Source organism: Bacillus sp. KICET-1, from assembly GCF_027721405.1.
Classification (GTDB): Bacteria; Bacillota; Bacilli; order Bacillales; family Bacillaceae; genus Bacillus; species Bacillus velezensis.
This window is the reverse complement of the sequence record NZ_CP113515.1, coordinates 80919-105375: the sequence shown is the minus strand read 5'-3', so window position 1 is coordinate 105375 and position 24457 is coordinate 80919. Positions and strand designations below refer to the sequence as shown.

Below are 24457 nucleotides of genomic sequence, written 5' to 3'. Positions count from 1 at the left end.
TGGGAGAAATGAAGCGGTTGGGAGTGCTTCTTGTCATGCTGGCGGCGCTGGTTTCTTTTGACGGACGGCAGATGGAGGGCTTCCGCTCAGCTGAAGGGCCGGTTGAAATTGTCGTCCCGGCAGCGCCTCAAGGGGGCTGGGACGTAACGGCAAAAGCTTTGCAATCGGTAATAGAGCGGAAGCAAATATTAGGCCGGCCCGTAAAGATCATCTATAAACCCGGCGGAGGCGGAGACAGCGGCTGGAAATATGTAAACGAACGAAAAACGGATGTCATCAGTATGAATTCAAGCCTGCTGTTAAGCAATGAAATTTTGGGACAAAGCCGGCTGAAGGCAGCTGATTTTACGCCTTTGGCCATTATCGCAAAAGAGTGGCAGACCGTCGCTCTTCCGAAGGATTCAAAGATAAAAAGCGGAAGTCGGCTGCTCGGCGATATTAAAGCAAATCCGGGCGGCATAAAAATCGGATTTGCGCCCGGCCTCGGAAATGATGACCAGCTCTCCTTTGCGAGAGCGGCGGAAATGGCCGGAATTTCTCCGTTTGATATCCGCTTTTTTCAATACGGGAGCAGCAATGAAGTCATTGAAGCTCTTATCAGCCGCGAGATAGACGCCGCCTCAATGACCATTTCAGAAGCGAGAGACGCCTATCGGAAAGGGAAAATCACATTGGCGGCCGTTACGTCTGACAAAAGGCTCTCCGGCTTCAGCGATGTGCCGACATGGAAAGAGCAGGGGGTGCCGTTTGTCTTTGCGCACTGGAGAGGCATCATGGGGCCGAAAGACATGACCGAAGGCGAGATCGTCTATTGGGATCAGGCTTTGAAACAGATTACCTCATCCGCGGAGTGGAAGCAAATGCTGAAAAAACGGGATTGGGAGAGCTTTTATAAAAACAGCAGCGGCGCAAAACGCTTTTTAGAAGAGCAGACCGAGTTTTATAAAGAGATGATGAGCAGCGAAAAATAAGCCTTCCGCATATTTGCGGAAGGCTTTTGATTTATAAATGAACAAAATGAACGAAAAGGTTATAAAAAATTAAAAATCTTTAAAATCCAAAATATTTACTTCAATATCCAATTCTCATAAGATAGCAAAAAGGCGGATAAAGGGGATCGGGCCTTTAAAATGTAAGCGTACTCATGATAAGGGGGACATACTGTGTTAGCAATCTTAGGCTTTCTTATGATGCTTGTTTTTATGGTGCTGATTATGACAAAACGGCTTTCAGTGTTAACGGCGCTCGTATTAACGCCGATCGTGTTTGCGCTGTTTGCCGGGTTTTCTTTTAACCGGGTCGGCGAGATGATGATCTCCGGTATTGAACAGGTGGCGCCGATCGCAGTCATGATTATGTTTGCGATTCTTTATTTCGGCATTATGATTGATACCGGTTTATTTGATCCGATGGTGTCGCGTATTTTAAAGCTGGTTAAAGGCGACCCGCTCAAAATTGTAGTCGGAACAGCCGTTTTGACCATGCTTGTCGCACTGGACGGAGACGGCTCGACGACGTATATGATTACGACAAGCGCAATGCTGCCTTTGTATATCATGCTCGGAATCCGTCCGATTATTTTAGCGGGAATCGCCGGTGTCGGCATGGGTATCATGAACACGATACCATGGGGCGGCGCGACGCCGCGTGCGGCGAGTGCGCTCGGCGTTGACCCGGCAGAGCTGACGGGGCCGATGCTGCCTGTCATTGCGAGCGGAATGGTGTGTATGATTGTGGTCGCTTATGTACTCGGAAGGATGGAAAGGAAACGGCTCGGGGTGATCGAATTAAAGCAGCCGTCCCATACAAATGAAACGGCTGCGGCTGCGGAAGATGAATGGAAGCGGCCGAAACTGTGGTGGTTCAATTTAATGTTAACGCTTTCTTTAGTGGGATTTTTAGTGTCAGGAAAAGTGAATTTAACCGTGCTGTTCATCATTGCGTTTTGTATCGCGCTGATTGTCAACTATCCGAAGCTTAACGATCAAAGGGAGCGTATTTCAGCCCATTCGAGCAATGTGCTTGCGATCGGTTCGATGATTTTTGCCGCAGGCGTATTTACCGGAATTCTAACGGGGACGAAGATGGTCGATGAGATGGCCATTTCCCTCGTATCGCTTATTCCGGAACAGATGGGGGGATTTATTCCGGCGATTGTTGCCTTAACGAGCGGTATCTTTACGTTTCTGATGCCTAATGACGCCTATTTTTACGGCGTGCTGCCCATTTTATCCGAGACCGCCGTGGCGTACGGTGTAGATAAGGTGGAAATCGCCCGCGCTTCGATTATCGGCCAGCCGATTCATATGTTAAGCCCGCTCGTGCCGTCGACGCATTTATTAGTCGGGCTTGCCGGGGTCACCATTGATGAACACCAGAAATTTGCGATGAAATGGGCGGTTCTTGCCGTTATCGTCATGACGGCTTTTGCGCTCATCATCGGCGCAATCACGATTTTTTAACATAAAACACCCGGTTCGTCGCACACTAAAGGCATCAGAGGAGGTGCCATGATGAGTGATCCGTTTATGCCGCTTTTTTCAGTGAGAAGCGGCGCCGGTTTTAAAGCGGCGGACGGCGTTTACGGACTGACCGTGCAGATTGCGAATGTTTACTTTATCGAAAATCCCTCAGCTCCGCGGGAAATCATTCTGGTTGACGCGGGAATGCCGCAATCGGCGGAGATGATAACAGAAGAAATGAAACGCCGGTTCAAAGAGGGGTATCAGCTGAAGGCGGTCATTTTGACACACGGCCATTTTGATCATGTCGGTGCGATTGAAGAGCTGCTTGAGCTTTGGAATGTGCCGGTTTACATTCATGAAAAGGAGCTCCCGTACGTCACGGGGAAAGCGGATTATCCGCCTGCCAGGCCCGATGCGAAAAAAGGGCTTGTCGCAAAGCTGTCACCGCTGTTTCCGCGCCATACGATCCGCATTCCGTCCGTTCAGGCACTGCCTTCAGACGGTACCGTTCCGTTTCTTGAAGAATGGAAATGGGTGCATACGCCCGGCCACACACCCGGCCATATTTCATTATTCCGGGATAAAGACCGCGTTCTGCTTGCCGGTGATGCCGTGATCACTGTTGAACAGGAATCGCTTGCGGACGTTGTCATTCAAAAGCAAGAGCTTCACGGGCCGCCCGCCTATTTTACAGCGGATACACAGACGGCGGCCGCATCCGTTCAGAAACTGGCCGAACTGGAGCCGGAAGCGCTTTTGACGGGTCACGGAATTCCTATGACGGGAAAAAACTACCGTGAGGATTTGCTTACACTGGCTGAAAAATTGCATTCCGTTTTGTAAAACACCTGCGAAAATCACAGGTGTTTTTTCTTTGCAGTTTCCAGTATGATACAAAAAAACCATTGTGTTCACTCCTAAAAACGATACAATGGGAAACAGATGTAAATTGAAGGAGAGAGTTTTTTGAAACATACGGAAATACTTTGGGATGAGGCGAAGGATTTTATTGATGTCTGCTATCAGGAACTCGGAATGGAATCGCAAATCAACGCGCGACTACACGCGATAAAAGATGAGATAGAGCGGACGGGAAGTTACGTTCATACGGCGGAAGAGCTTGAACACGGGGCGAAAATGGCGTGGCGCAACAGCAACCGCTGTATCGGGCGTCTGTTCTGGCAATCGCTGAACGTCATTGACCGGCGCGGTGTGAACACGAAAGAAGAGGTGCGCGACGCATTATTTGAACATATTGAAATCGCCACGAACGGCGGAAAAATTAAACCGACGATTACGATTTTCCCTCCTGAGAAGAATGGGGAGAAACAAGTGGAGATCTGGAATCACCAGCTCATCCGCTATGCGGGATATGAGACTGAAAAAGGAAGAGTCGGTGATCCGGCATCATATGAGCTGACGGCTGTCTGCGAAAAACTCGGCTGGCGCGGGAAGCGGACCGATTTTGATATTCTGCCGCTGCTTTTCCGGATGAAAGGGGACGGGCAGCCGGTCTGGTATGACCTGCCTCAGACGCTCGTGAAAGAAGTGCCGATCACCCATCCGGATATTGAAGAGTTTGCCGATTTAAATCTCAGATGGTACGGGGTTCCGATTATCGCCGATATGAGGCTTGAAATCGGCGGATTGTCGTACAACGCGGCGCCTTTTAACGGATGGTATATGGGAACCGAAATCGGCGCAAGGAACCTTGCTGACGAAAAACGGTATGATATGCTCAAAAAAGCCGCTGCGGTCATGGGGATTTCCGCCAGCCTGAATACCGACCTGTGGAAAGATCAGGTGCTGGTGGAACTGAATAAGGCAGTGCTCTATTCATACAAAAAACACGGTGTCAGCATTGTCGATCACCATACGGCGGCGAATCAATTTAAACGCTTTGAAGAACAGGAACAAGACGCGGGCAGAAAGCTGACGGGCGACTGGACTTGGCTGATTCCGCCGATCTCGCCGGCTTCCACCCACATTTTCCATAAATCATATGACAATACGATTGTGAAGCCGAATTATTATTATCAGGACAAGCCTTATCAGTAACTGATGGAAAAGGTGCGGTACCCTTTCAGACGGTGTGATTCTTCGATGGTTACCCCTGTGACATTTGAGAAGGGGCTGCCTTTTCTGACCGCTTCGGCAAATTGTTTTAACGACTCTTCAGGACCTTCGGCAAGGATTTCCACCCGGCCGTCACCACGGTTTTTTACCCAGCCGGCTATCTTATGTCTGTCGGCTTCCATCTGGACGAAGTAGCGAAAACCTACGCCCTGAACCCGGCCGTCTGCCATCATATGATATTGAAGCATGGAAAAACCACCTTTTTCTTACTATGATAAAGGAAAGATATGAGATTTCGCAAAGGATGTGAACGAGGTGACGCAAGACTATTCTGTCTTATCTATCAATCTCGGAAAGCCCGCGATTCATGAATTTGCCGGCAGACAAATCAATTCCGGCATCATAAAGCGGCCCGCAGATTCTCCCGTCATGCTGTATAAAACCCATTTTGACGGGGACGGGCAGGCTGATCTGAAGAATCACGGAGGCCCCGATAAAGCGGTGTGCGTGTATCCCGCCGAGCATTATTCATATTGGGAAACAACGCTCGCGAGAAAACTTCCCGCCGCCGCGTTCGGAGAGAATGTAACGGTCAAAGGACTGGCCGAACAAGACGTATGGATCGGAGACGTCTTTCAGCTGGGGGAAGCCGTCGTTCAAGTAAGCCAGCCGCGCCAGCCCTGCGTCAAACTCGCGCTCAAATATGGCATCAAAGATATGGTGCTCCGTGTACAGCAGACGGGATTTACCGGCTTTTATTTCAGGGTGCTTGAAGAAGGATATGTCGATCCGCGTCCCGTCCTCAAGCGTCTGTCGAGAGGCAAAGAAAGCATTTCCGTCTGGTATGCGAATGAAGTGAAATACCGTGATTCCGGCAATCTGTCAGCGATTGAAGAAATACTGCGGGAAGAAGCGCTGTCAGAAAGCTGGAGGGAGTCCTTCCTTAAAAAAAGGGACAGGCTCACTAATGTATAGAAAAAAAGCCGTGCTGCACTGACAGCACGGCTGATTTACGTTATGCTTGTTTCTTTGTTTCCAGCAGATTGGCAAGGAAGTACTTTTTGAAGCTTTGAAGCTTTCTTCCTTCATAGTGGGTAATTCCTTTTTTCTTTAACTCTTCTACATACCAGCCTTTACTGCCATAATGCATGTCAGAAAACTCCTTTCTCCGTTCTCCCGCTGGGGAGAGTTTCTTCAGTTTTTGCCAAACTTTTGGCATTGTAACATCTATAAAAAGACGCTGAAAAGGGATAACGCAAAAACTGAGACTTTCGATTCAGAGATGTAAAGCTTTCTTACATATATATGTAAAGGGCGGTCTTTTCATGCTTAATGGCCGGTTAATTTTAACAGCACCGTTCCGAGTGTCATGATTCCGAAAACGACGCCGAAATAAATCAGCATCCCCTTCTTTTTCTTCACTCCGTAAACGGTGAGAATGATGCTTTCAATAAAGAAAATAAACCCGAAGATAATAAACCACATGTTGAAAAATGGCTCCTTTCACAGACATAAGTCCAGTGTAGCACAACTCTTATAACGGGGCATAAAAAAGCCGGGCACTGTATCAGTGTCCGGCAAGTTTGACGAGAAGCTGGGCCAAATGCTGTTTTTCATTGTCATCCGCAATGTCCCACAGTTCTTGTAAAAGTTTTTCTTCCGCATTGCGGGGCTCCTCGTGTTTGGCGAGATAGTCCCCGAGGATGGCGGCGCTTTTGATGATTTTGCTGTCATCCAGACCCAGTTTTTTTCCGGCGGAAATTTTCTGATGAAGGTACGCCTTAAATTCCTCGAAATCCTCTAAAATCTGCTGTTTCGTTACGCCGTGCATGGCGTGTATTTCGTTTTCGATTTTGATTTTTTCTTTATCTTTTTTCATGCGTCTCCCTCCTTCGGGTTAGTTGTTGTATACCTGTTTGGGAGGGAGATGAAACATTACAGTGCAGTTAAAATAATCGGTTTGTCTTTTGTGATCACGATGGTGTGTTCCACTTGGGCGACAAGGCTTTTATCCGGCGTTTTATACGTCCAGCCGTCTCCCGTTTCAACAATCGTTTCCGCTTTCGTGGAAATAAACGGCTCAAGCGCGATCACGGTTCCGTTTTTAAGAAGCGCGTTATCAAACGGATCGTAGTAATTCATGATGTGGTTCGGCGCTTCATGGAGGTTTCTGCCGATTCCGTGGCCCGTCAGCGTTTTAATGACGGTAAATCCGTTGGAGCGGGCTTCATGGTAGACGGCTCTGCCGATCTGATTTTGGCGTTTGCCGGCTTTTGCCTGATCCAATCCTTTCTGAAATGCGGATGCTGCGCAGTTACAAAGCTTTTGCAGACGTTCATCGCCTTCTCCGAGCACAAATGAAATGCCCGTATCGGAATAAAAACCGCCGAACTCCGCCGAAATATCGATATTTACAAGATCCCCGGCTTTTAAGATTTTAGAGGCGCTCGGAATGCCGTGAGCGACTTCGTCATTTACACTGATGCATGTCACGCCCGGGAAATCGTATTCCTTCTCCGGAGCGGAAGCGGCTCCGTGCTCGTCAAGCACCGCCTTTCCGATCAGGTCAAGATCTTTCGTACTCATGCCGGGCTCGGCTTTTTTCTTCATTTCTTCACGCGCCAGCGCGACGATTCTGCCGATTTTTTTAAGCCCTTCTAATTCTTGATCGTTCGTTACAATCATTGTCATTCCCGCTTTCTATTTTTAATCATCTGATTCAAGCTTACCACAACTGGTTTATAAATAGAAAACCAACAAGCCTTATGTGAATAAATGAAGGAAAATTGGTATAGATCACTAGATAACTTATGTGGTATATTTAAGAAAAAAGAAGGGGGATGGGTAAAATGCTTCAATTTTTGCAAAAACTCGGAAAATCATTTATGCTTCCGATTGCCGTTCTGCCCGCCGTTGGTATTATTTTGGCCATCGGCAGAGAGGACTTATTAAATATTCCGTTCATTTACGCGGCGGGGACCGCGGTATTTGATCATCTGCCGCTCATTTTCGCGATCGGAATCGCGATCGGGATTTCCAAAGACAGCAACGGGGCCGCCGCTCTGTCGGGAGCAATTTCTTATATCATGCTGGACGCGGCTGTAAAATCAATCAATTCGACAAATAATATGGCCGTTTTCGGAGGGATTATCGCGGGGTTAATTGCGGGATACACGTATAATCGCTTTAAGGATACAAAGCTGCCCGAATATCTCGGGTTTTTCAGCGGGCGCAGGCTCGTTCCGATTGTAACGGCGCTGATTACCATTATTTTGGCGGGGATCTTCGGATTTGTGTGGCCGCCGATTCAGTCGGTGATTACGTCCTTCGGGGAATGGATGATCGGGCTTGGCGGGATCGGCGCCGGGATTTACGGGATTTTTAACCGGCTTTTGATTCCATTCGGTCTTCATCATGTGCTGAATAATATTTTTTGGTTCCAGTTTGGCGATTTTCACGGAAAAACGGGAGATCTGGCCCGCTTCTTTGCGAAGGATCCGACGGCGGGAACTTATATGACGGGATTCTTTCCGATTATGATGTTCGGGCTTCCGGCCGCATGTCTGGCAATGATTGCCGCGGCTAAGCCAAGTAAGCGCAAAGCGACGGCCGGAATGATGATCGGTCTCGCGCTGACGGCATTTATTACCGGAATTACAGAGCCGATTGAATTTGCATTTATGTTTTTATCACCGCTTTTGTACGGGGTTCATGCTATATTAACCGGGTTCTCTTTATTTATCGTAAATGTTCTCGGAATCAGGTCGGGTTTTTCATTCTCGGCGGGGGCGATCGATTATCTCCTCAGCTACGGCATTGCCGAAAAACCGCTTTTGCTGCTCGTTGTCGGGCTTTGTTATGCGGTGATCTATTTTGTCGTATTCTATATGCTCATCAAAACGTTAAACTTGAAAACGCCGGGACGGGAAGATGATGAGGAAGAGGAAGAAGTGCTTAGTGAAGATACGGCCGGTTCCGTCGAAGAACATGCCATGCTCAAGGGGCTCGGCGGCAGGCAAAACCTCGAAACGATTGATCACTGTGCGACCCGCCTCAGGCTGACCGTGCAGGATACGTCTCTCATTAATGAGGCGGCGCTTAAAAAAGCGGGAGCAAAAGGGGTTATCAAAACGGGGAATAAAACGGCGCAGGTCATTATCGGGCCGAACGTCGAATTTGTCGCGGAAGAGCTGAGAGAGGCCGTCAGCCGTGATGACCAGAAGCAGACTTGAAAAATCCGGATCACCTATGTGATCCGGATTTTTTTTGAACATATATCAAGTTTCACATAATGTACAAAAAACAATGTTTTCTTCTATGTTAAGATTCATGTAGAACAAGTATGGAGATGATGTAAGGTGACATGGATTGCAGTTGTTTCAATTGTTGTCATAAGCCTGATTAAGATTTTGCTGACATGCCTTCCTACCGGAGCGGTGGAATGGATTCTCCGCAAGTTTGAAACCCATTCAAAGCTCAGTGACGCGTCCGCTGCCGTTTCCCTCGGCGGAAAACGTCTGGAAGGCGAAGACAAACGCCGGGTGATTGATGATTTTAACGATGCCGTGTTTATCGAACGGCATTATATATACCCAGGGGATGAAGAGCGTTATCTTCATCCGCAAAACGGAGCCGATCCGCTTGTCATTAAGACGAGAAAAGGAAAAAAAGATGTGACGGTGTTTGTATACAGCTACGAAGATCATGTAGATGTCGTCAAACAGCAGAAAAAGAAAGTCGTCGCTTATTCAGTTCTTTCCGACAGCCTGCAAAAGCGCTCTATGGCCGCCGCCGGGAGCTGAACATAAAAAAGCCAGATCATTGATATGATCTGGCTTTTGTTTATTCTTTTTGATCATCTGCTGAGGAATCTTCACGCTTCGTATAATCGAATTGTGAAGGGTCCACTTTCTTAAAGCCTTTCGGCTGATAGAAACGAAGCAGATCGCCGTTGATGATCTTATCAGACATTTCAAGCTCAGTCTTGACGAGAGAGTCTTCTTTTTTGTCGACTTCTGAATCATCTAAAAGTCTTCCGGTTTTCGTATCGTAATACTTGCCGGACACTTTCGTATAGTTCGGTGAGATGAAGTCTCCGTTACGGAACGGAATGACTTCTCTGTGCTCTTTCGATAAGATATCTGAACCTGACATGAGATAATCTTTCGTATCGACGCCGAGCAGGTGAAGAACGGTCGGCGCAACATCGACTTCACCGGCAAATTTATGATTGCGGCCGCCTTTCACGCCGGGAGCGTGGATAAAGAGCGGCACCCGCTGAAGCTGGGCATTGTCGTATTCAGTGATCTCATCTTTGCCGAGCACTTTCGCCATCGCTTTATTATGGTTTTCGGAGATGCCGTAGTGGTCTCCGTACATCACGATAATCGACTTATCGTACAGGCCGTCTTTTTTCAGGTCATTAAAGAACTGTTCGATTGATTCATCCAGATAGTTCGCGGACTGGAAGTAGTTATTGACGACTGAATCGCCAAAGTCTCCCGCCGGGAAGTCCGTGTCTTCTTTATCCATTCCGAACGGGAAGTGGTTGGACAGCGTAATGAACTTCGTATAGAACGGCTGCGGCAGGCTCTTTAAGAGCGGCATGGATTCTTTGAAATACGGTTTATCTTTCATGCCGTAGTTTTTCGTGTTTTCTTCGCTCATGTCATAATAAGCGGAATCGAAAAACTTATCGATGCCTTCCGCTTTGTACATTTCGTTACGGTTCCAGAAAGTCTGCGTATTTCCGTGGAAAGCGGCAGACGTGTACTTTTTGCCTTTTAGGATCGCAGGAACGGACTGCAGCGTGTTTTGCGCTTTATTGACGAAAACCGAACCTTGCGAAAGCGGGTACAGAGAGTTCTCCATCATAAATTCCGCATCAGATGTTTTACCTTGTCCCGTTTGGTGGAAAAAGTTATCAAAGTAGAATGTTTGATTATCGTGCGCCAGTTTGTTTAAAAACGGCGTCACTTCCTTGCCGTTAATTTTATAGTCAATGATAAAGGATTGCAGAGACTCTAATGAGACGTAGATGACGTTTTTTCCTTCGGCTTTTCCGAAGTAGACGTTGTTCGGCACGTCATAGTTGGCCTTCATATAGTTTTCTACATCCGTTACATCGCTTGAATCGGCAAGCGCGCGCTGGCTGTTTGATTTCACATTCTGCACGGCATCGTAAATCGTAAAGTTGTACGTGCCCAAGTATTTCACCAGATAGTTTCGGTCAAATGAGCGTGTCAAAAGCTCGGGACGATCGGATTCCGCGACGGCGAGGTTGATCAGGAACACAAGCACGGCGGAAGCCAAAACGATTCTGAATGATTTCTTCGCCGGTTTTTCAGCCGGTTTTTTCATCTTAAGGGCCAAAATAATCAAAATGACGGTATCCAGGAAGTAGAAGGCGTCTGTCCATCTCATTAACGAGAACGCGCTGTCTCCGAGCTGGCCGCCGTTTGTCTTTGCCTGCATCATGACCGGGATGGTAATGAAATCATTAAAGAATCTATAATAGACGATGTTTGCAAAAAGCAAAAAAGACAATAAAAAATGAATCACAATAATGGCTGTCTGCTGTAATTTTTTCTTGAAAAGAAGCCCAAATCCAAGAAAGAACAAGCTGGAGCTCAGCGGATTCACAAAAAGCAATATTTTCTGGATCGTGTTGTCTATGCCGAGGTTAAAGTTTAAAATATAAGCGACATATGTTTTCACCCACAATAACACGACCGCTATCAAGAAGAAGGCAAGTCCTCTTTCTTTTATAAATGTTTTCATTGTTACACTCCTTTTTTCCGATCACGGTTTACACGGAACGATAGAAAAAACGAACGTAATCAATATACCATGAAACCAGCAAATAGAAAAGGTGGAAAAGGCTCATCGGAAAAAGGGCGAAAAACGCTGTCGCAACGGGGGTTGATCTGTTGAATGACAGCTTTAAAAAACGCAAATGGCACAAACTGGGATTTGTGTTTCCGTATGATCACACCCGGTTCTATTGAAAAAAGAGGTGAACAGTGATGGATATTGCCCATATCGTGGCTGAAGATAAAATCAAGCGCGCCATTAAGGATGGAGAGTTCGCCGGCATCAAAGGAATGGGAAAGCCCCTGCCCAAAGACGATGCCGCACATCTTCCGGAATCGCTCAGAATGGGCTACCGCATATTAAAAAACGCCGGGATCGCCGAGGATGAGGGCGCGCTGAAGAAAGAGCTGATGACGCTCGATTATTTGATCGCCAAGTGCCGCAATGAACAGGAGCGGGATCACCTGCGGAACAAACGGACGGAAAAACAAGTCAGACTCGATAAACTGACGGAGGAGAAAGCCATGTTCTCAAAACCCGCATCTTCTCATTATAAGGAGAAAGTGTACAGACAGCTGGGCCGCCCGTAAGCCGGCTCTTTAGATTTTTTTCTGAAAAGGAATGTGCTCCATAAGGCGCGGGTAGGAAATGTGGAGCAGGCCGTTTACGCACTGCGCCTGTAACAGGCGGGGCTCAGCCGGTTCAGGAAGCTCAATCGTCTCATCGATTTCCCCGTAATACCGGTTTTGGCAGACGCCCATGTTCTTTGGAAAAAGGGGTGTGATGTTTCCTCTTATATGCAGCCGTGTTCTTGACAGCAGCCTCAATGTCAATTCTTCTTCGTAAACGCCGGGCATTTCCACAATGACAAATGTGTGCTGTTCATCCTGATAAATATCATAAGTCAGGGTGTTTTTTTGTAAGGAGAAAAAATCTTCGGGAGATTTCCGTTTCAGGACATTGGTCCAAAAGTCGCTGGGCTTGTGCTCGTTCGTAATCTCAAGCCACTTTCTCATTTTTTCGATATCCACTTCGGCAGAACCTCCCTATATTTGATTTGCGATCGGCATTGACGGGTTGGCGATCTGATCTTGGTCGCTCACGTCAGGGTCAAGATGGCCCGAATTCAAACATCCGGCGGCCGGCGAAAAATCCCCTAAAGAAAAGTTCGCGCCGACAAATTTGCTGTTGGCGGTGTGGCTGTTTTGTACGGTCTGACCGATATCGACGTTTCCGTTTTGCGTTGCTCCGTTTACTTTTATATTGACGACGTTAATTTGGTAAGGCATTCATAAAAACCCCTTTAATCTATAATGGGCGGCACCGGCGTAATATTTGCGGTATCTGCGGTTCCGATGGCTGTCTGGTCGTTGACATCAGGATCATTTAACAAGTTCTCCATCATCGATTCTATAGGTGACGTATCGCCGAATGAAGAGTTCAGTCCTTGTGATTTGTTATTTGTGGTGGGACTGTTGTATGCCGCTTCCCCAATCGTAATAGATCCGTTGCCAGAAATACTGTTAATCTTCAAATAGTACAGGTTGATAACAGTGGATGGCATCTCTTCACACCTCTTTAACTTAGTTGTACAGTACTGTATGCTTTTTGTGCTCCTGTTGTGAATTCCGCCCGGACATGTTCCCGATAAAACAAGAAGTCAAGGCCCGGTTCCGGCGGGGCTTTTTTTGTTTCAGGGTCTTTCGCAGTATATTTGTGATGAAAGCGCTATAAAAATAGATTGACGACATGTTTATACATCATTACAATAGAGTCATAAACATGTATATACAAGTTTGCAAGACGAAATGAAAACGGTTACGGAGGGGTTGGCATGGGTGAGTTTAACCGGGCTGCGCGGCAGATCGCTGAAGCTGTCGGCGGAATCGAAAATATTGAGGCGGCGACTCATTGTGTGACGCGTTTGCGGTTTGCGTTAATAGATGAAACCAAAGTAAACCAAAAAATGCTTGATGCAATAGACATTGTCAAAGGATCTTTTGCAGTAAACGGGCAGTTTCAAGTCGTGATCGGGCAGGGGACGGTCAACAAAGTATATGCGGAATTAGTGAAGGAAACGGGGATGGGTGAAGCGTCCAAAGATGACGTGAAGAAGGCGGCAGCGCAAAAAATGAATCCTTTACAGCGTGCTGTGAAAACGCTTGCGGACATCTTTATTCCGATCTTGCCGGCGATCGTCACGGCCGGGCTGTTAATGGGTCTGAACAACATTTTAACGGCGGAAGGCATTTTCTACAGCGCCAAATCGATTGTCCAAGTATATCCGCAATGGGCGGATCTCGCCAATATGATTAATCTGATCGCGGGGACGGCTTTCGCTTTTCTGCCGGCTTTAATCGGCTGGTCGGCAGTGAAGCGGTTCGGAGGAAGCCCGCTTTTGGGCATCGTGCTCGGGCTGATGCTGGTGCATCCTGATCTGTTAAACGCATGGGGCTACGGGGCTGCCGAGCAGAGCGGCGATATTCCGGTGTGGAACCTGTTCGGCCTTGAGGTGCAGAAAGTCGGGTATCAAGGTCAGATGCTTCCGATTCTGCTGGCGTCTTATTTACTTGCCAGGCTTGAGCTCTTTTTGACGAAACGGACGCCGGAGGGCATTCAGCTGTTAGTCGTCGCGCCGGTGACGCTTTTGGTCATCGGTTTTCTATCCTTTGTTATCATCGGTCCGATTACCTTTGCGATCGGTAACGCGCTGACGGCGGGATTGATTGCCGTTTTCGGCCAATTCTCCGCCATCGGAGGCCTGCTGTACGGAGGGCTGTATTCGGCGCTTGTGATCACGGGGATGCACCATACGTTTCTCGCGGTCGATCTTCAATTAATCGGCTCAAAGCTCGGCGGCACATTTTTATGGCCGATGCTCGCATTGTCAAATATCGCTCAAGGATCGGCGGCTCTGGCCATGATGCTGATTACAAAAGATAAAAAACAGCGGGGGCTTTCACTGACGGCCGGCATTTCCGCATATTTGGGCATTACCGAACCGGCGATTTTCGGCGTGAATCTGCGTTGCAAATTTCCGTTTGTGATCGCCATGATCAGTTCGGGGATCGCGGGGATGTTCATCTCCGTCAAAGGCGTTCTCGCAAGCTCGGTCGGAGTCGGCGGCGTCCCGGGGATCTTCTCTATTATGAGTCAGTACTGGGGTCCGTTTGCGATCGGAATGCTGATTGTGCTGATTCTCCCGTTTGCGGGGACATACGGGTATGCGCGGCTGAAACGGCAAAAATAGAAAACCTGCGGGGCGCCTTCTAACAGGCTGTCCCTTTTCCTTTCCATTCAAAACAATACAGGCGGTGAAGAAAAATGAAAACAGACAGCACACCATGGTGGAAAAAGGCAGCGGTATATCAAATTTATCCGAAGAGCTTTAATGATACGACGGGAAACGGGATCGGTGATCTGAACGGTATTATCGAGAAGCTTGATTATTTGCAGAAGCTTTTGATTGATGTCATTTGGCTTACGCCGATTTACGATTCGCCGCAGAATGACAACGGTTATGACATTCGCGATTACTGCACCATTTATGAAGAATACGGAACGATGGAGGATTTTGAACGCCTTCTTGATGAAGCGCACAAAAGAGGAATCAAGGTCGTCATGGATCTTGTCGTAAACCATACATCAGTCGAGCATCAATGGTTCAAAGAAGCGGCCTCGTCACCCGACAGTCCGTATCGGGATTTTTACATTTGGAAAGACGGAAAGGAAGACGGCCGGGCGCCGAACAACTGGGAATCAAAATTCGGCGGTTCCGCTTGGGAGCTCGACCCGGCGTCAGGCCAGCACTATCTGCATTTATTTGATGTGTCGCAGGCTGATTTGAACTGGGAAAATGAAGAGATGAGAAAACAGGTTTACGACATGATGCATTTTTGGTTCCGAAAAGGGATCGACGGCTTCCGGCTGGATGTGATCAACCTCATTTCTAAAGACCAATCGTTTCCTGATGCCGAGGATGGGCGTGACGGGCGCCCTTATTATACGGACGGGCCGCGCGTGCACGAATTTCTCCATGAGATGAACCGGGAAGTGTTTTCGAAATATGACAGCATGACGGTCGGTGAAATGTCCTCGACAACGGCGGACCACTGCATCCGGTACACAAACCCTGAGAATAAAGAACTCGATATGACCTTTAACTTTCATCATTTAAAAGTGGATTATCCGAATGGTGAAAAATGGGCGCTCGCTCCGTTTGATTTTCTGAAGCTGAAACGGATTTTAGCGTTTTGGCAGACGGAGATGCAAAAAGGCGGAGGCTGGAATGCATTATTCTGGTGCAACCATGACCAGCCGCGGGCCGTATCCAGATACGGAGACGACGGCGTATACCGCACAAAATCAGCCAAAATGCTGGCGTCGGCCATTCATATGATGCAGGGCACGCCTTACATTTATCAAGGTGAGGAGATCGGCATGGGCAATCCGAAATTCGATGACATCGGCTCATACCGCGATGTCGAATCATTGAACATGTACAAAAAGATGAAGGAAGAAGGCGTGCCCGAAAATGACATTATCGCCATTTTAAAAGAGAAATCAAGAGACAATGCAAGAACCCCCATTCAGTGGAACAGCAGGCCGCACGGCGGTTTCACGACGGGAACGCCTTGGATTCCGGCGGCGGATGATTATCGGGACATTAACGCGGAAGCGGCTTTGCGGGACCCGGATTCAATTTTCTACCATTATCAGAAGCTCATCAAGCTCAGAAAGGAATATGACATCGTGACTGAAGGAACGTTTGAGCTGCTTGCTGAAGACGATCCGGCGGTTCTGGCGTACGTCAGACACGGCAAGGATGAAAAACTGCTGTGCATCAACAACTTCTACGGGAAAGAAGCGGACTTTACGGTTCCGCTTGAAGACACGGACGGCTGGCGGTTTACGGTGCTGCTGACGAATGATGAACCGAGGGAAGGGCGGCCGGAACGATTGACGCTCCGTCCGTATGAATCGATCGTTTATCATCTGACAAAAGCGTGATACACTAATCTGGGTGGTCAAATGAAAGTGAATAAATACATCACAATCTATAAAGATATGGTGCGGCAGATCGAAAGCGGCCAGCGGAAGGCTGAAGACGTTCTTCCGTCTGAAAATGATTTGTGCGATCAATACGGCACATCACGAGAAACCGTCCGCAAAGCGCTCAATATGCTGGCGCAAAACGGCTACATCCAGAAAATCAAAGGCAAAGGTTCCGTCATATTAGACAGAGAAAAAATGCGTTTTCCCGTCTCAGGCCTGATCAGCTTCAAAGAGCTTTCGGAAACGCTCGGAAAAGAGACGAGAACGACGGTTCACCGTCTCGGGCTGATCCTGCCTCCCTCAGAAGCCGCAAAAGAGCTTGGTGCAGAAGCGGATGAAAAGGTGTGGGAAGTCGTCAGATCAAGACGGATTGACGGAGAACATATTATTTTGGACAAGGATTACTTTGTGAAAAAACACGTGCCTCTATTGACGAAGACGATTTGTGAAGATTCGATCTATGAGTATCTTGAAGGAGAGCTCGGCTTGTCCATCAGCTACGCGCAAAAGGAAATTGTCGTGGAGCCGGCGGGGGAAGAGGACCGGAAGTATTTGGATCTCGGCGGATTCAGCCATATGGCGGTCGTGAAAAACCTCGTCTTTTTGGAGGATACCAGCCTCTTTCAGTACACGGAAAGCCGGCACAGGCTCGATAAATTCCGTTTCGTCGACTTTGCGAGAAGAGAAAAATAAGAACGGACTGCCGCGGCAGCCCGTTTTTTTGTCAGTATCAAAATGAATACTATCCAACAAAAATGTGCGTACTGGTACTTTCAAAAATATTGGCTACAATAGTACATAACGATTGAAAAGGAGAGATCATGAATGTCAGATAAAAAACAGCAGATCATCGAAGCGTATCAATTCAGACACGCCACAAAGGAATTTGATCCTGAGAAAAAAATTTCAGAAAGCGATTTTGAATTCATTTTAGAAACGGGAAGATTATCCCCAAGCTCACTCGGTTTGGAGCCTTGGAAATTTGTCGTCGTTCAAAACCCGGAGCTTCGTGAAAAACTCCGCGAGTTCACATGGGGGGCGCAAAAGCAGCTGCCGACCGCAAGCCATTTCGTACTTCTGCTTGCCCGGACGGCAAAGGATATCCGTTTTGACGCCGACTATGTCAAAAACCACCTGCGGGAAGTCAAAAAAATGCCGGAAGATATGTATGAAGGCTATATCAGCAAAACGGAAGACTTCCAGAAAAATGATTTCAATCTGCTTGAATCAGATCGCGCACTGTTTGACTGGGCATCCAAACAGACTTACATCGCCCTCGGCAATATGATGACAGCCGCTGCGCAGATCGGAATCGACTCCTGCCCTGTAGAAGGCTTCAACTACAAAGAAATTCACCGGATTCTTGAAGAAGAAGGGCTTCTGGAAAACGGAAGTTTCGACATCTCTGTTATGGCCGCATTCGGCTACCGTGTCAGAGAACCGCGCCCGAAAACAAGATCTGCCTCAAAAGACATTGTAAAGTGGGTATAAGATAAAAAAAGCTGCCGGGCGTGTCCCGGCAGCTTTTAACGTTTATTTGGTTTTGCTAAAAAACAGGCGGTGATCCAGGATGTAACGGGAATGATGATGCCGATCCCGATTCCGGCACAAAGAATGGTGACGGCTTCCGCACTGAATACTTTTGAGTTCACAATTTTTTCAGCTGAGTATGATAAGTCTTTAAACCAGATAATTAAAGCCAAATAGCTGCCGAAAAAAGCAAAGAATAACGTATTCGTATTCGTTCCTAAAATATCTCTCCCGATGCTTAATCCGAATGTGTACAGATCTTTTCTGCTCATGGACGGATTATGACTGTGAATTTCCCGCATGGGTGAAGTAATGGAAATCGCGACATCGGTAATCGCCCCTATCGTGCCCATGATGATCATCGCAGCGGTCACCTTCACAAAATCCACCCCGACAAAAAGCGTGAATATACCGATATCACCCAGTTCTTCTTCACCAAATCCTTGAATCGAAGTATGTTTCGTTACGGCCATAATAAAAAACAGCAGCAATACAATCGTCAGCATTGCAGAAATAAAGGCGGTTACGGTTTTGACGTTTCCCCCGTTAATATAAAAAAGTGTAATGCTGCAAATCACGGCGGAAGAGAGCAATGTTAAAACAATCGGATTGATATGCGGGTCTGTCATTAAAATGATGGTGAGAAAGAGAACACCGAAATTTAAAAATAACGCAATAAATGATCTCGCTCCCTTTTTACCGCCGATCATGACCATCAATAGAAATAAAATCGCCGCAAGAATTACGATGACATTCATGAGCTTGCCTTCTTTCGTTTAATGAAAAAGATAGAAGCATACAGACTGGCAGGTATGGTTAAAACAATTCCGATCCCCCCGGCCAATGCTCTGGCTATTTCCAAGGAAATGTTCATAGAAAGAGTGAATCCTATCGGTGAATCATTTTTCAGATACAAAAGCATCATCGGAATAGAGCCGCTTATATAAGCAAAAAACAGAATGTTGGTCATCGCCCCCATTATGTCTTTTCCGATCTCCATCCCGGACCGTTTAAGCGCTTGTAATGAGATACTCTTGTTTTCTTCATATAACCCAAAGACAGATGACGTCATGGTAATGGCCACATCCATGACCGCTCCCAGTGATCCGATGAATACCCCAGCCATAAACACCGTGTGATAAGGGCGGGTTAAATACTGCATTTCTTCATATCTGAGCCCTTTCTCTCCGGCAGCCGTCATCACAAGATACGTAATCAGCAGGGAAACAAATGTGCCTGCGAGCGTCGCGGCTATGGCCGCATATGTTTTCGCGTGAAAGCCGCTGACAAGCAGCAATGATATGACAGTAAAGATGAGAATACAGATACCGCAGATGAAAATGAGCCCGATGTTCTGGTGCTTCCGGTACAAATCTAATGCAAACGACAGCAAAACAGCGTTAAAGATCAGGCTGATGATCGAAAAGAAGCCTTGTTTTTTACCGACGATAAGCAAGGTGAATATGAAAATCCAAGCGATCAGCAAAAGCTGTTTATCCCGTTTTTTATCTATAATGCTTCCCGATATATCCTTATTTGACGTGTTTCCTTTATCAATAGAAACGAATACTTCATCGCCGATTGAATATTTCTGATCATTCGCTCCGGAGGATGAATATTGATTGGACAAATGAATGAGCTGTCCTTTCCGACTGCCGTTTTCAAGTTTGGCTGTGATCCTCTGATTGAAAATCCTATCTTTGTTTTTATGCATGTCCTGCACGTCAGATTGATGCTCCAATGTTGTTTTCGTCACTTTGGCAATCGGGCGCTCATAAAAAGAAGCGTTGTAATTGACGAAAATGAGCGAGCCGATAAAACAAAGTGCTGTTATTGCGTAAAACAGCTTTTTTTTGTAAGTCATGCTGTTTCGTATCTTTCCTGTTATCTTCAATAAAAGTCCTCCAAACAGGCGGCGCCGGGAAAGCCAGACCCGCCATGAAGTGTCATACCATAGATTGTACGTCTGTGCGATATTTTATCATTCGGACATGCGGCTGTCGACTCAGAAAGGGACCGACAGAAAAGCTCCCCTGATATCAGATCAGGGGAGCTCTTGTGCCGAACCGCCCGATAAAAGCGGTTTTTTTATGCTTCGTTCACTTTTTTTGCTTTTCTTCTTTGATACAGATACAGTGCCGTTCCGAGCGCGCTGATGAGAAACCCTGCAAGGAGAATGGTATACATAGTTGTGGCCGTATCAGGAAGCAGGCCGCCCGGCGATACTCCGTCCTGCGCAGGGCCGGATGATGGGTTTTGTCCGTTTGGCTGCTTTCCCGAGCCGTGATCTCCGCTTGCCGGCGGCGCGCTCTTCGTGTTTGCGTTTAATATGGTGTATTCACTGAAATGATTTGTATAGCCCGTGACGAGATCGTGTGAAACCGAACCGTTTTCTGTTTTTGTATAGACGTGCTTTTTCCGGTCTACATGATAAATGCCCGGCTGTTTCGCTTTTTTCGTATTCTCAATGCGCAGGGTGAGCTTTACCGGCGCTTTGAATGTTTTTACTTCTTTGTTGTTCTGCTTCATTGTAAAATCGTACACATTTGAAAGCGACCCGCTTACTTTTCCTTTCGGCGATACGCCGAACCTTGTATCAGCTGCGGCTGCGTTTGCCATCGGCATTTTCATGCTGAACTTGTCATGCAGGATCGTAAGGGAAGAATCAGTTGTTCTGTCCTTTAACAGTCCGATCTGTTTTTTGGTCACACTGAGGTCAATCTGCTTTTTGGCGCCGTCATTCTTGTCGTAATACACGATCGGAGTGTTGGCGTTTTTGGCATAGACGGCAAATGCGCTGTCATCTTCAAGGGTCCATGAGCCGTTTTTTTGTTTCGTCGGCAGGTACACCTCCTGCGCGCGGCCGTCAACTTTCGGTTCCACCGCTTTTCCCGCTTTTTCAAGCTGCTCGGTGAAGACCTCATAGTCGACAAAGCCAAGGTCTTCTTTATGGGACGCTTCGTTAAAGACGGAATATCCGTCTCCGCCTTCACCGACAAAGTTACTGGTGGCGACTCTGTATGTCTTCTTATCAGAAATCGGCTTTACGCTGCCGTCATCCTGTACGGCCGCGGCTTGAAGAACGCGGTGTCCCGGCTTTTTATTCAGTGTAAACGTGTATGTTAAACCGGCAACTTGAGGGAAGGCGCCGCCTTGAGCCTCAATTCCGCTTAACCCTTGTTCCAGGGCTTGTTTGATCTGTTTTCCGGTTAAATCCGCGACGTAAAGCGTGTTGCCGAACGGCATCACATTCAGTACATCACCGAGTGTGATGTCTCCTTTATCAATGCCTGCGCGGATGCCGCCCCCGTTTGTAATCGCAAGTTGGGCGCCGGCCGCTTCCTTCGCTTTTTGAAGCATGCCGTCTGCGATGAAGTTCCCGAGATTCGTTTCTTTGGAGCGGACATGCTCACGCTGGCCGTCAAGTGCGACCTTCGTTGAGCCGACTTTTTCATTTTTGACTGAGATGAGCTCTTTTTTAAACGGATCAAGCTCTTCTTTCAGATCCGGGTCTTCTTTCGTCTGCTCGTTCACAGGCAGCGCCTGAAGAGAGGATTGTTTCGGCAGGACGACGCCGTTTTTGTCAAATGCGACATCAACCCGGCCTAGGTATTCACCGTATTCTTTTGCTTGTGCGACGATGGTCGGCTCTTCGTTTTTGACTATCTCCATTTTATCTACAAGCGTATGCGTATGTCCGCCGACGATCAAGTCGATGCCTTTTACCTTTTTGGCGAGATCGAGATCACGCTGATGCCCGATATGGGTCAGGGCGATAATTTTATTGACATGTTCCTTATTCTGTATTTCTTTTACCGTATCTTGTGCGGATTGGAAGGCATCATGAAAGACAATGCTTTTTCCCGGGCTTGATGTGACGGACGTATCTTCTGTCGTTAAGCCGAATACGGCGACTTTTTCTCCGTTTACATCAAGCAGAATGTATGGATAGATGCCTGCTTTTTTCTTTTTCCCTGCCGTAAATGTGTCTGCTTTTTTCATGAATGGTCTGAGTTTTGACTCTTTGGACACATCGACATTTGAGCTGACGAGCGGAAAGTCAGGCGCTTGAAAATTGTATTTTCCGGACGGATCAACCGCGCTCCCGTTACCGCTCAGGAAGCTGGCGAGAGCACCCGGACCTTTATCAAACTCATGATTTCCGAAGGTCATTGCGTCGTAGCCCATGCTGTTCATCAATTTTAAATCAGCCAGCCCCTGCCACTTTGTGAAATAGAGATCGCCTGAGAAAACGTCTCCCGCATCCAGTAAAATGCTGCGGTCGGTTTCGATTCTGATTTCTTTGATTTTCGTCATCCGCCTCGCCGCGTTATCAAGGTGGGCGTGCGTGTCGTTTGTATGCATAACGGTGAGTTTCCATGCATCATCTTTCGGCGGCTTTGTGCCCGGTTCATCATCTTTGAATTGGAGCTTGTACTGTCCGTAGCCCGCGTTTTGTGATTCACCGATATAGGCGACGTCATCTGCGCGGTCGGCAAACGGCTTTGCAGCCAAGGAAGATTCAAATGTCAGGTTTGTCCCTTTGACCGGAAGGATGGACCAGTTATGATCAGCCTGCGGATTAATCGTTTTCTGCTGGATGATGTAATCCATTAAGACCTGCCTGTTCTCATCGGCAGAAGAGTATACGATTTTATCATTGCTTAAGTGAGGGAATCCTCCGCCGCCTGAAGCGCGGTAATTATTTGTGACGATCAGAAATTCCTGCTTGGCGCTGACGGGCTTTCCTTGATAAGAAAGGTTGACGATCCGGCTTGCATCGGGATGAATGACTGTTCCGTTTTCGTTGTATTTCGCCGGTTTTGTGACATCGACCTGATAGGTGACACCGTCAATGACATCAAAATTGTATGAGCGGTAGGCGTCATTTAAAAGCGCTTGGCTGCCGCCTTTTGCCTGATCGATCTGATTAAATTGCCCCGCGGACATTTCGAGCCAGTCTTTCACTTCGCTTCCGTTCAGCTTGACGATCTGAACCGTGTTGTCATACAGGTACAAATCGCCGATGTTTTTGATGGCGAGGTCGCCAGCGGAAATGTTTGTATAGTAATTTGAGCCGTTCCGCCCGCCGGCTTTAAACGGAGCGCCCGCCGAGAGGATAGGCAGATCTTTATATTTCGTATCCTTCATCTTATTTTCGGCGTACCATTTTTGCGCATCCGTTACGATTTGAATGGACGGATCATCTTTGACTTGGGCGAAGAAACTGTTGATATCGGCTTTTGTCTGGCCGACAGGTTCTCTGATATATTTGAGCGTGCCTTCATGCGCTTTTTTGACGGTATTGACGACGGTTTCGTTTTCCGAAGTCACATTTCCGGCAATCGGCTCGATGCTGCCTTTTGCATCTTCCACATGCCACGCGCCGTCTGTTTTCTGGAGCCGGAGGTCGATGACGCCAGCATATTTGCCCCAGCTGCTGGACATGACAACGGGGATGCCGTTAATCGTGCCTTTATCGACGTCGAATTGATCAGCGCCTTTGTATTCGGCATCAGGGAACAGCCCGTGCTGATGCCCGGATACGATGGCGTCAATTCCGCTGACTTTTGTTGCCAGATCAAAAACGGCATTTTCCGCGCCGGAAGACTGCGCTTTTTTTTCGATGCCGCTGTGGGCGAGGGCGATGACGATATCGGCTCCTTCAGCTTTCATTTTCGGAACGGTTTTCTTTGCGGATTCCACAATGTCTTCGACCTGAACGCGGCCTTCGAGATTTTTCTTATCCCACGTCATGATTTGGGGAGGAACAAAGCCGATGTAGCCGACTTTTATCTGATGCTTTCCGCCGTTTTCATCTGTAACGGTTTTCTCTTTTATGACATAAGGCGTATAGCGGTTTTCGCCGCTTAATGTTTTTACATTGGCGTTGACGATCGGATATTCGGCGCCTTTGATCGTCCCGTCCAGAAATTCAAGCCCGTAATTAAATTCATGATTGCCGAGTGTTCCTGCGTCATAATGCAGACTGTTCATCACTTCAATGATCGGATGGGTCTTTGCGCCTGAGATAATATCATTTTTCTCATATTTTACGGCGTATTCTCCGAGGGGATTCCCCTGAATCAGGTCTCCGTTATCGACAAGCAGCGTATTCGGATTTTCGCGCCTGTGCTTCTCAATAAGCTGAGCCGTTCTGGCCAGCCCGAATTCCGTTGTCGGTTTGTCGCTGTAGTAATCGTAGTCCATCATGTTAGCGTGAACGTCAGTTGTGGCTAAAATGCTGAGATTCACACTGGAGGATTTGTTTTCTTCTGCTTTAATGGGTGATGTTGGGAGGATTAGACTAAGTATCATAACTAGGGGCAGCAGAATACGGAGTGTCATATTGACGCTGCATCGTCTTTTCTGTATTCTCACCTGTTCTCCACCTTTCAACAAATTTTGTCATGCAGTACCATTGTAAGAATATTTTGTGAAAGTTCATATAGATTTCATGATGATTCTTGTAAAAAGATGAAAAATGAGGATAATGACCTATGTAAAACGGATGAGCG

24 protein-coding genes are annotated in these 24457 nt (G+C 47.4%); 12 read left to right on the top strand and 12 right to left on the bottom strand.

Annotation, left to right across the window (positions count from 1 at the left end; all coding sequences use genetic code 11):
- Nucleotides 1-8 precede the first annotated feature (8 nt).
- The 4 genes from OVA33_RS00535 (at nucleotide 9) to nosA (ending at nucleotide 4523) form a co-directional block, all read left to right on the top strand.
- The gene (locus OVA33_RS00535; RefSeq protein WP_063637084.1) at nucleotides 9-971 is read left to right on the top strand and encodes a tripartite tricarboxylate transporter substrate binding protein; all 963 of its coding nucleotides are present in this window, start codon (nucleotides 9-11) and stop codon (nucleotides 969-971) included.
- Between the two features lie 192 nt (nucleotides 972-1163).
- On the top strand, nucleotides 1164-2462 hold the full coding sequence (locus OVA33_RS00530) for an Mg(2+)/citrate complex secondary transporter CitM (RefSeq protein WP_014417175.1): 1299 nt from the start codon (nucleotides 1164-1166) through the stop codon (nucleotides 2460-2462).
- A gap of 51 nt (nucleotides 2463-2513) precedes the next feature.
- Nucleotides 2514-3308: an MBL fold metallo-hydrolase gene (locus OVA33_RS00525; RefSeq protein ID WP_014417176.1), complete on the top strand. Its 795-nt coding sequence runs from the start codon at nucleotides 2514-2516 to the stop codon at nucleotides 3306-3308.
- 123 nt (nucleotides 3309-3431) lie between these two features.
- A complete protein-coding gene (nosA, locus tag OVA33_RS00520) occupies nucleotides 3432-4523 on the top strand; it encodes a nitric oxide synthase (RefSeq protein WP_029974070.1) in 1092 nt (363 codons plus the stop codon).
- Here nosA and OVA33_RS00515 read toward each other — a convergent pair.
- Entirely contained in the window at nucleotides 4517-4789 is a 273-nt protein-coding gene (locus tag OVA33_RS00515) for an acylphosphatase (RefSeq protein WP_017419098.1), read from the bottom strand. The genes nosA and OVA33_RS00515 overlap by 7 nt on opposite strands.
- A 67-nt stretch (nucleotides 4790-4856) precedes the next feature.
- On the opposite strand from OVA33_RS00515, the gene OVA33_RS00510 reads away from it, so the two are divergent.
- Nucleotides 4857-5516 carry an MOSC domain-containing protein gene (locus tag OVA33_RS00510; protein ID WP_017419099.1) on the top strand — a complete coding sequence of 220 codons (660 nt, stop codon included), beginning with the start codon at nucleotides 4857-4859 and terminating at the stop codon, nucleotides 5514-5516.
- A gap of 40 nt (nucleotides 5517-5556) precedes the next feature.
- Here the strand turns inward: OVA33_RS00510 and OVA33_RS00505 are convergent, their stop codons facing one another.
- The 4 genes from OVA33_RS00505 to map all read right to left on the bottom strand — a co-directional run bounded on the left by OVA33_RS00505 (nucleotide 5557) and on the right by map (nucleotide 7226).
- Nucleotides 5557-5691 carry a YflJ family protein gene (locus tag OVA33_RS00505; protein WP_003155609.1) on the bottom strand — a complete coding sequence of 45 codons (135 nt, stop codon included), beginning with the start codon at nucleotides 5689-5691 and terminating at the stop codon, nucleotides 5557-5559.
- 179 nt (nucleotides 5692-5870) lie between these two features.
- The gene (locus OVA33_RS00500; protein WP_003155608.1) at nucleotides 5871-6026 is read right to left on the bottom strand and encodes a hypothetical protein; all 156 of its coding nucleotides are present in this window, start codon (nucleotides 6024-6026) and stop codon (nucleotides 5871-5873) included.
- An 82-nt stretch (nucleotides 6027-6108) separates the two neighbouring features.
- Nucleotides 6109-6420 carry a DUF3243 domain-containing protein gene (locus OVA33_RS00495; RefSeq protein ID WP_003155607.1) on the bottom strand — a complete coding sequence of 104 codons (312 nt, stop codon included), beginning with the start codon at nucleotides 6418-6420 and terminating at the stop codon, nucleotides 6109-6111.
- A 56-nt stretch (nucleotides 6421-6476) separates the two neighbouring features.
- Nucleotides 6477-7226: a type I methionyl aminopeptidase gene (gene map / locus OVA33_RS00490; protein WP_014417181.1), complete on the bottom strand. Its 750-nt coding sequence runs from the start codon at nucleotides 7224-7226 to the stop codon at nucleotides 6477-6479.
- Between the two features lie 164 nt (nucleotides 7227-7390).
- Here map and nagE point away from each other — a divergent pair, with 164 nt between their 5' ends.
- Together nagE and OVA33_RS00480 are read left to right on the top strand one after the other, a co-directional pair.
- Nucleotides 7391-8773: an N-acetylglucosamine-specific PTS transporter subunit IIBC gene (gene nagE / locus OVA33_RS00485; RefSeq protein ID WP_017419100.1), complete on the top strand. Its 1383-nt coding sequence runs from the start codon at nucleotides 7391-7393 to the stop codon at nucleotides 8771-8773.
- A 126-nt stretch (nucleotides 8774-8899) separates the two neighbouring features.
- Nucleotides 8900-9343 carry a YfmQ family protein gene (locus OVA33_RS00480; protein ID WP_017419101.1) on the top strand — a complete coding sequence of 148 codons (444 nt, stop codon included), beginning with the start codon at nucleotides 8900-8902 and terminating at the stop codon, nucleotides 9341-9343.
- 40 nt (nucleotides 9344-9383) lie between these two features.
- Here the strand turns inward: OVA33_RS00480 and OVA33_RS00475 are convergent, their stop codons facing one another.
- Nucleotides 9384-11321 carry a lipoteichoic acid synthase gene (locus OVA33_RS00475; protein WP_017419102.1) on the bottom strand — a complete coding sequence of 646 codons (1938 nt, stop codon included), beginning with the start codon at nucleotides 11319-11321 and terminating at the stop codon, nucleotides 9384-9386.
- 245 nt (nucleotides 11322-11566) lie between these two features.
- Here OVA33_RS00475 and OVA33_RS00470 point away from each other — a divergent pair, with 245 nt between their 5' ends.
- Nucleotides 11567-11944 (top strand): DnaJ family domain-containing protein, encoded by a 378-nt coding sequence (locus OVA33_RS00470; RefSeq protein WP_063637086.1) that lies wholly within the window; start codon nucleotides 11567-11569, stop codon nucleotides 11942-11944.
- Nucleotides 11945-11953: 9 nt separating this feature from the next.
- On the opposite strand, the gene OVA33_RS00465 is transcribed toward OVA33_RS00470, so the two are convergent.
- The 3 genes from OVA33_RS00465 to OVA33_RS00455 are packed head-to-tail and all read right to left on the bottom strand — an operon-like array spanning nucleotide 11954 to nucleotide 12918.
- The gene (locus OVA33_RS00465; protein WP_017419105.1) at nucleotides 11954-12385 is read right to left on the bottom strand and encodes an Hsp20/alpha crystallin family protein; all 432 of its coding nucleotides are present in this window, start codon (nucleotides 12383-12385) and stop codon (nucleotides 11954-11956) included.
- Between the two features lie 15 nt (nucleotides 12386-12400).
- Complete coding sequence (locus tag OVA33_RS00460) at nucleotides 12401-12643, bottom strand: spore germination protein (protein WP_003155595.1); 243 nt, start codon at nucleotides 12641-12643, stop codon at nucleotides 12401-12403.
- Nucleotides 12644-12657: 14 nt separating this feature from the next.
- A complete protein-coding gene (locus OVA33_RS00455; RefSeq protein ID WP_007408496.1) occupies nucleotides 12658-12918 on the bottom strand; it encodes a spore germination protein in 261 nt (86 codons plus the stop codon).
- A gap of 270 nt (nucleotides 12919-13188) precedes the next feature.
- Between OVA33_RS00455 and treP the strand changes: the two genes are divergently transcribed.
- The 4 genes from treP to OVA33_RS00435 all read left to right on the top strand — a co-directional run bounded on the left by treP (nucleotide 13189) and on the right by OVA33_RS00435 (nucleotide 17900).
- On the top strand, nucleotides 13189-14604 hold the full coding sequence (gene treP / locus OVA33_RS00450; RefSeq protein ID WP_017419106.1) for a PTS system trehalose-specific EIIBC component: 1416 nt from the start codon (nucleotides 13189-13191) through the stop codon (nucleotides 14602-14604).
- Nucleotides 14605-14678: 74 nt separating this feature from the next.
- On the top strand, nucleotides 14679-16364 hold the full coding sequence (gene treC / locus OVA33_RS00445) for an alpha,alpha-phosphotrehalase (RefSeq protein ID WP_110085582.1): 1686 nt from the start codon (nucleotides 14679-14681) through the stop codon (nucleotides 16362-16364).
- Nucleotides 16365-16385: 21 nt separating this feature from the next.
- Entirely contained in the window at nucleotides 16386-17102 is a 717-nt protein-coding gene (treR, locus tag OVA33_RS00440; RefSeq protein ID WP_128974031.1) for a trehalose operon repressor, read from the top strand.
- Between the two features lie 132 nt (nucleotides 17103-17234).
- Entirely contained in the window at nucleotides 17235-17900 is a 666-nt protein-coding gene (locus OVA33_RS00435; RefSeq protein WP_061861964.1) for an NAD(P)H-dependent oxidoreductase, read from the top strand.
- A 35-nt stretch (nucleotides 17901-17935) separates the two neighbouring features.
- Here the strand turns inward: OVA33_RS00435 and OVA33_RS00430 are convergent, their stop codons facing one another.
- From OVA33_RS00430 to OVA33_RS00420, 3 genes are all read right to left on the bottom strand, one after another.
- Nucleotides 17936-18697 (bottom strand): YibE/F family protein, encoded by a 762-nt coding sequence (locus OVA33_RS00430; RefSeq protein ID WP_017419109.1) that lies wholly within the window; start codon nucleotides 18695-18697, stop codon nucleotides 17936-17938.
- Nucleotides 18694-19833 carry a YibE/F family protein gene (locus tag OVA33_RS00425; protein ID WP_013351380.1) on the bottom strand — a complete coding sequence of 380 codons (1140 nt, stop codon included), beginning with the start codon at nucleotides 19831-19833 and terminating at the stop codon, nucleotides 18694-18696. Before OVA33_RS00425 ends, OVA33_RS00430 begins: the two co-directional genes overlap by 4 nt.
- Before the next feature lie 194 nt (nucleotides 19834-20027).
- Nucleotides 20028-24320 (bottom strand): multifunctional 2',3'-cyclic-nucleotide 2'-phosphodiesterase/3'-nucleotidase/5'-nucleotidase, encoded by a 4293-nt coding sequence (locus OVA33_RS00420; RefSeq protein ID WP_117363983.1) that lies wholly within the window; start codon nucleotides 24318-24320, stop codon nucleotides 20028-20030.
- Nucleotides 24321-24457 lie beyond the last annotated feature (137 nt).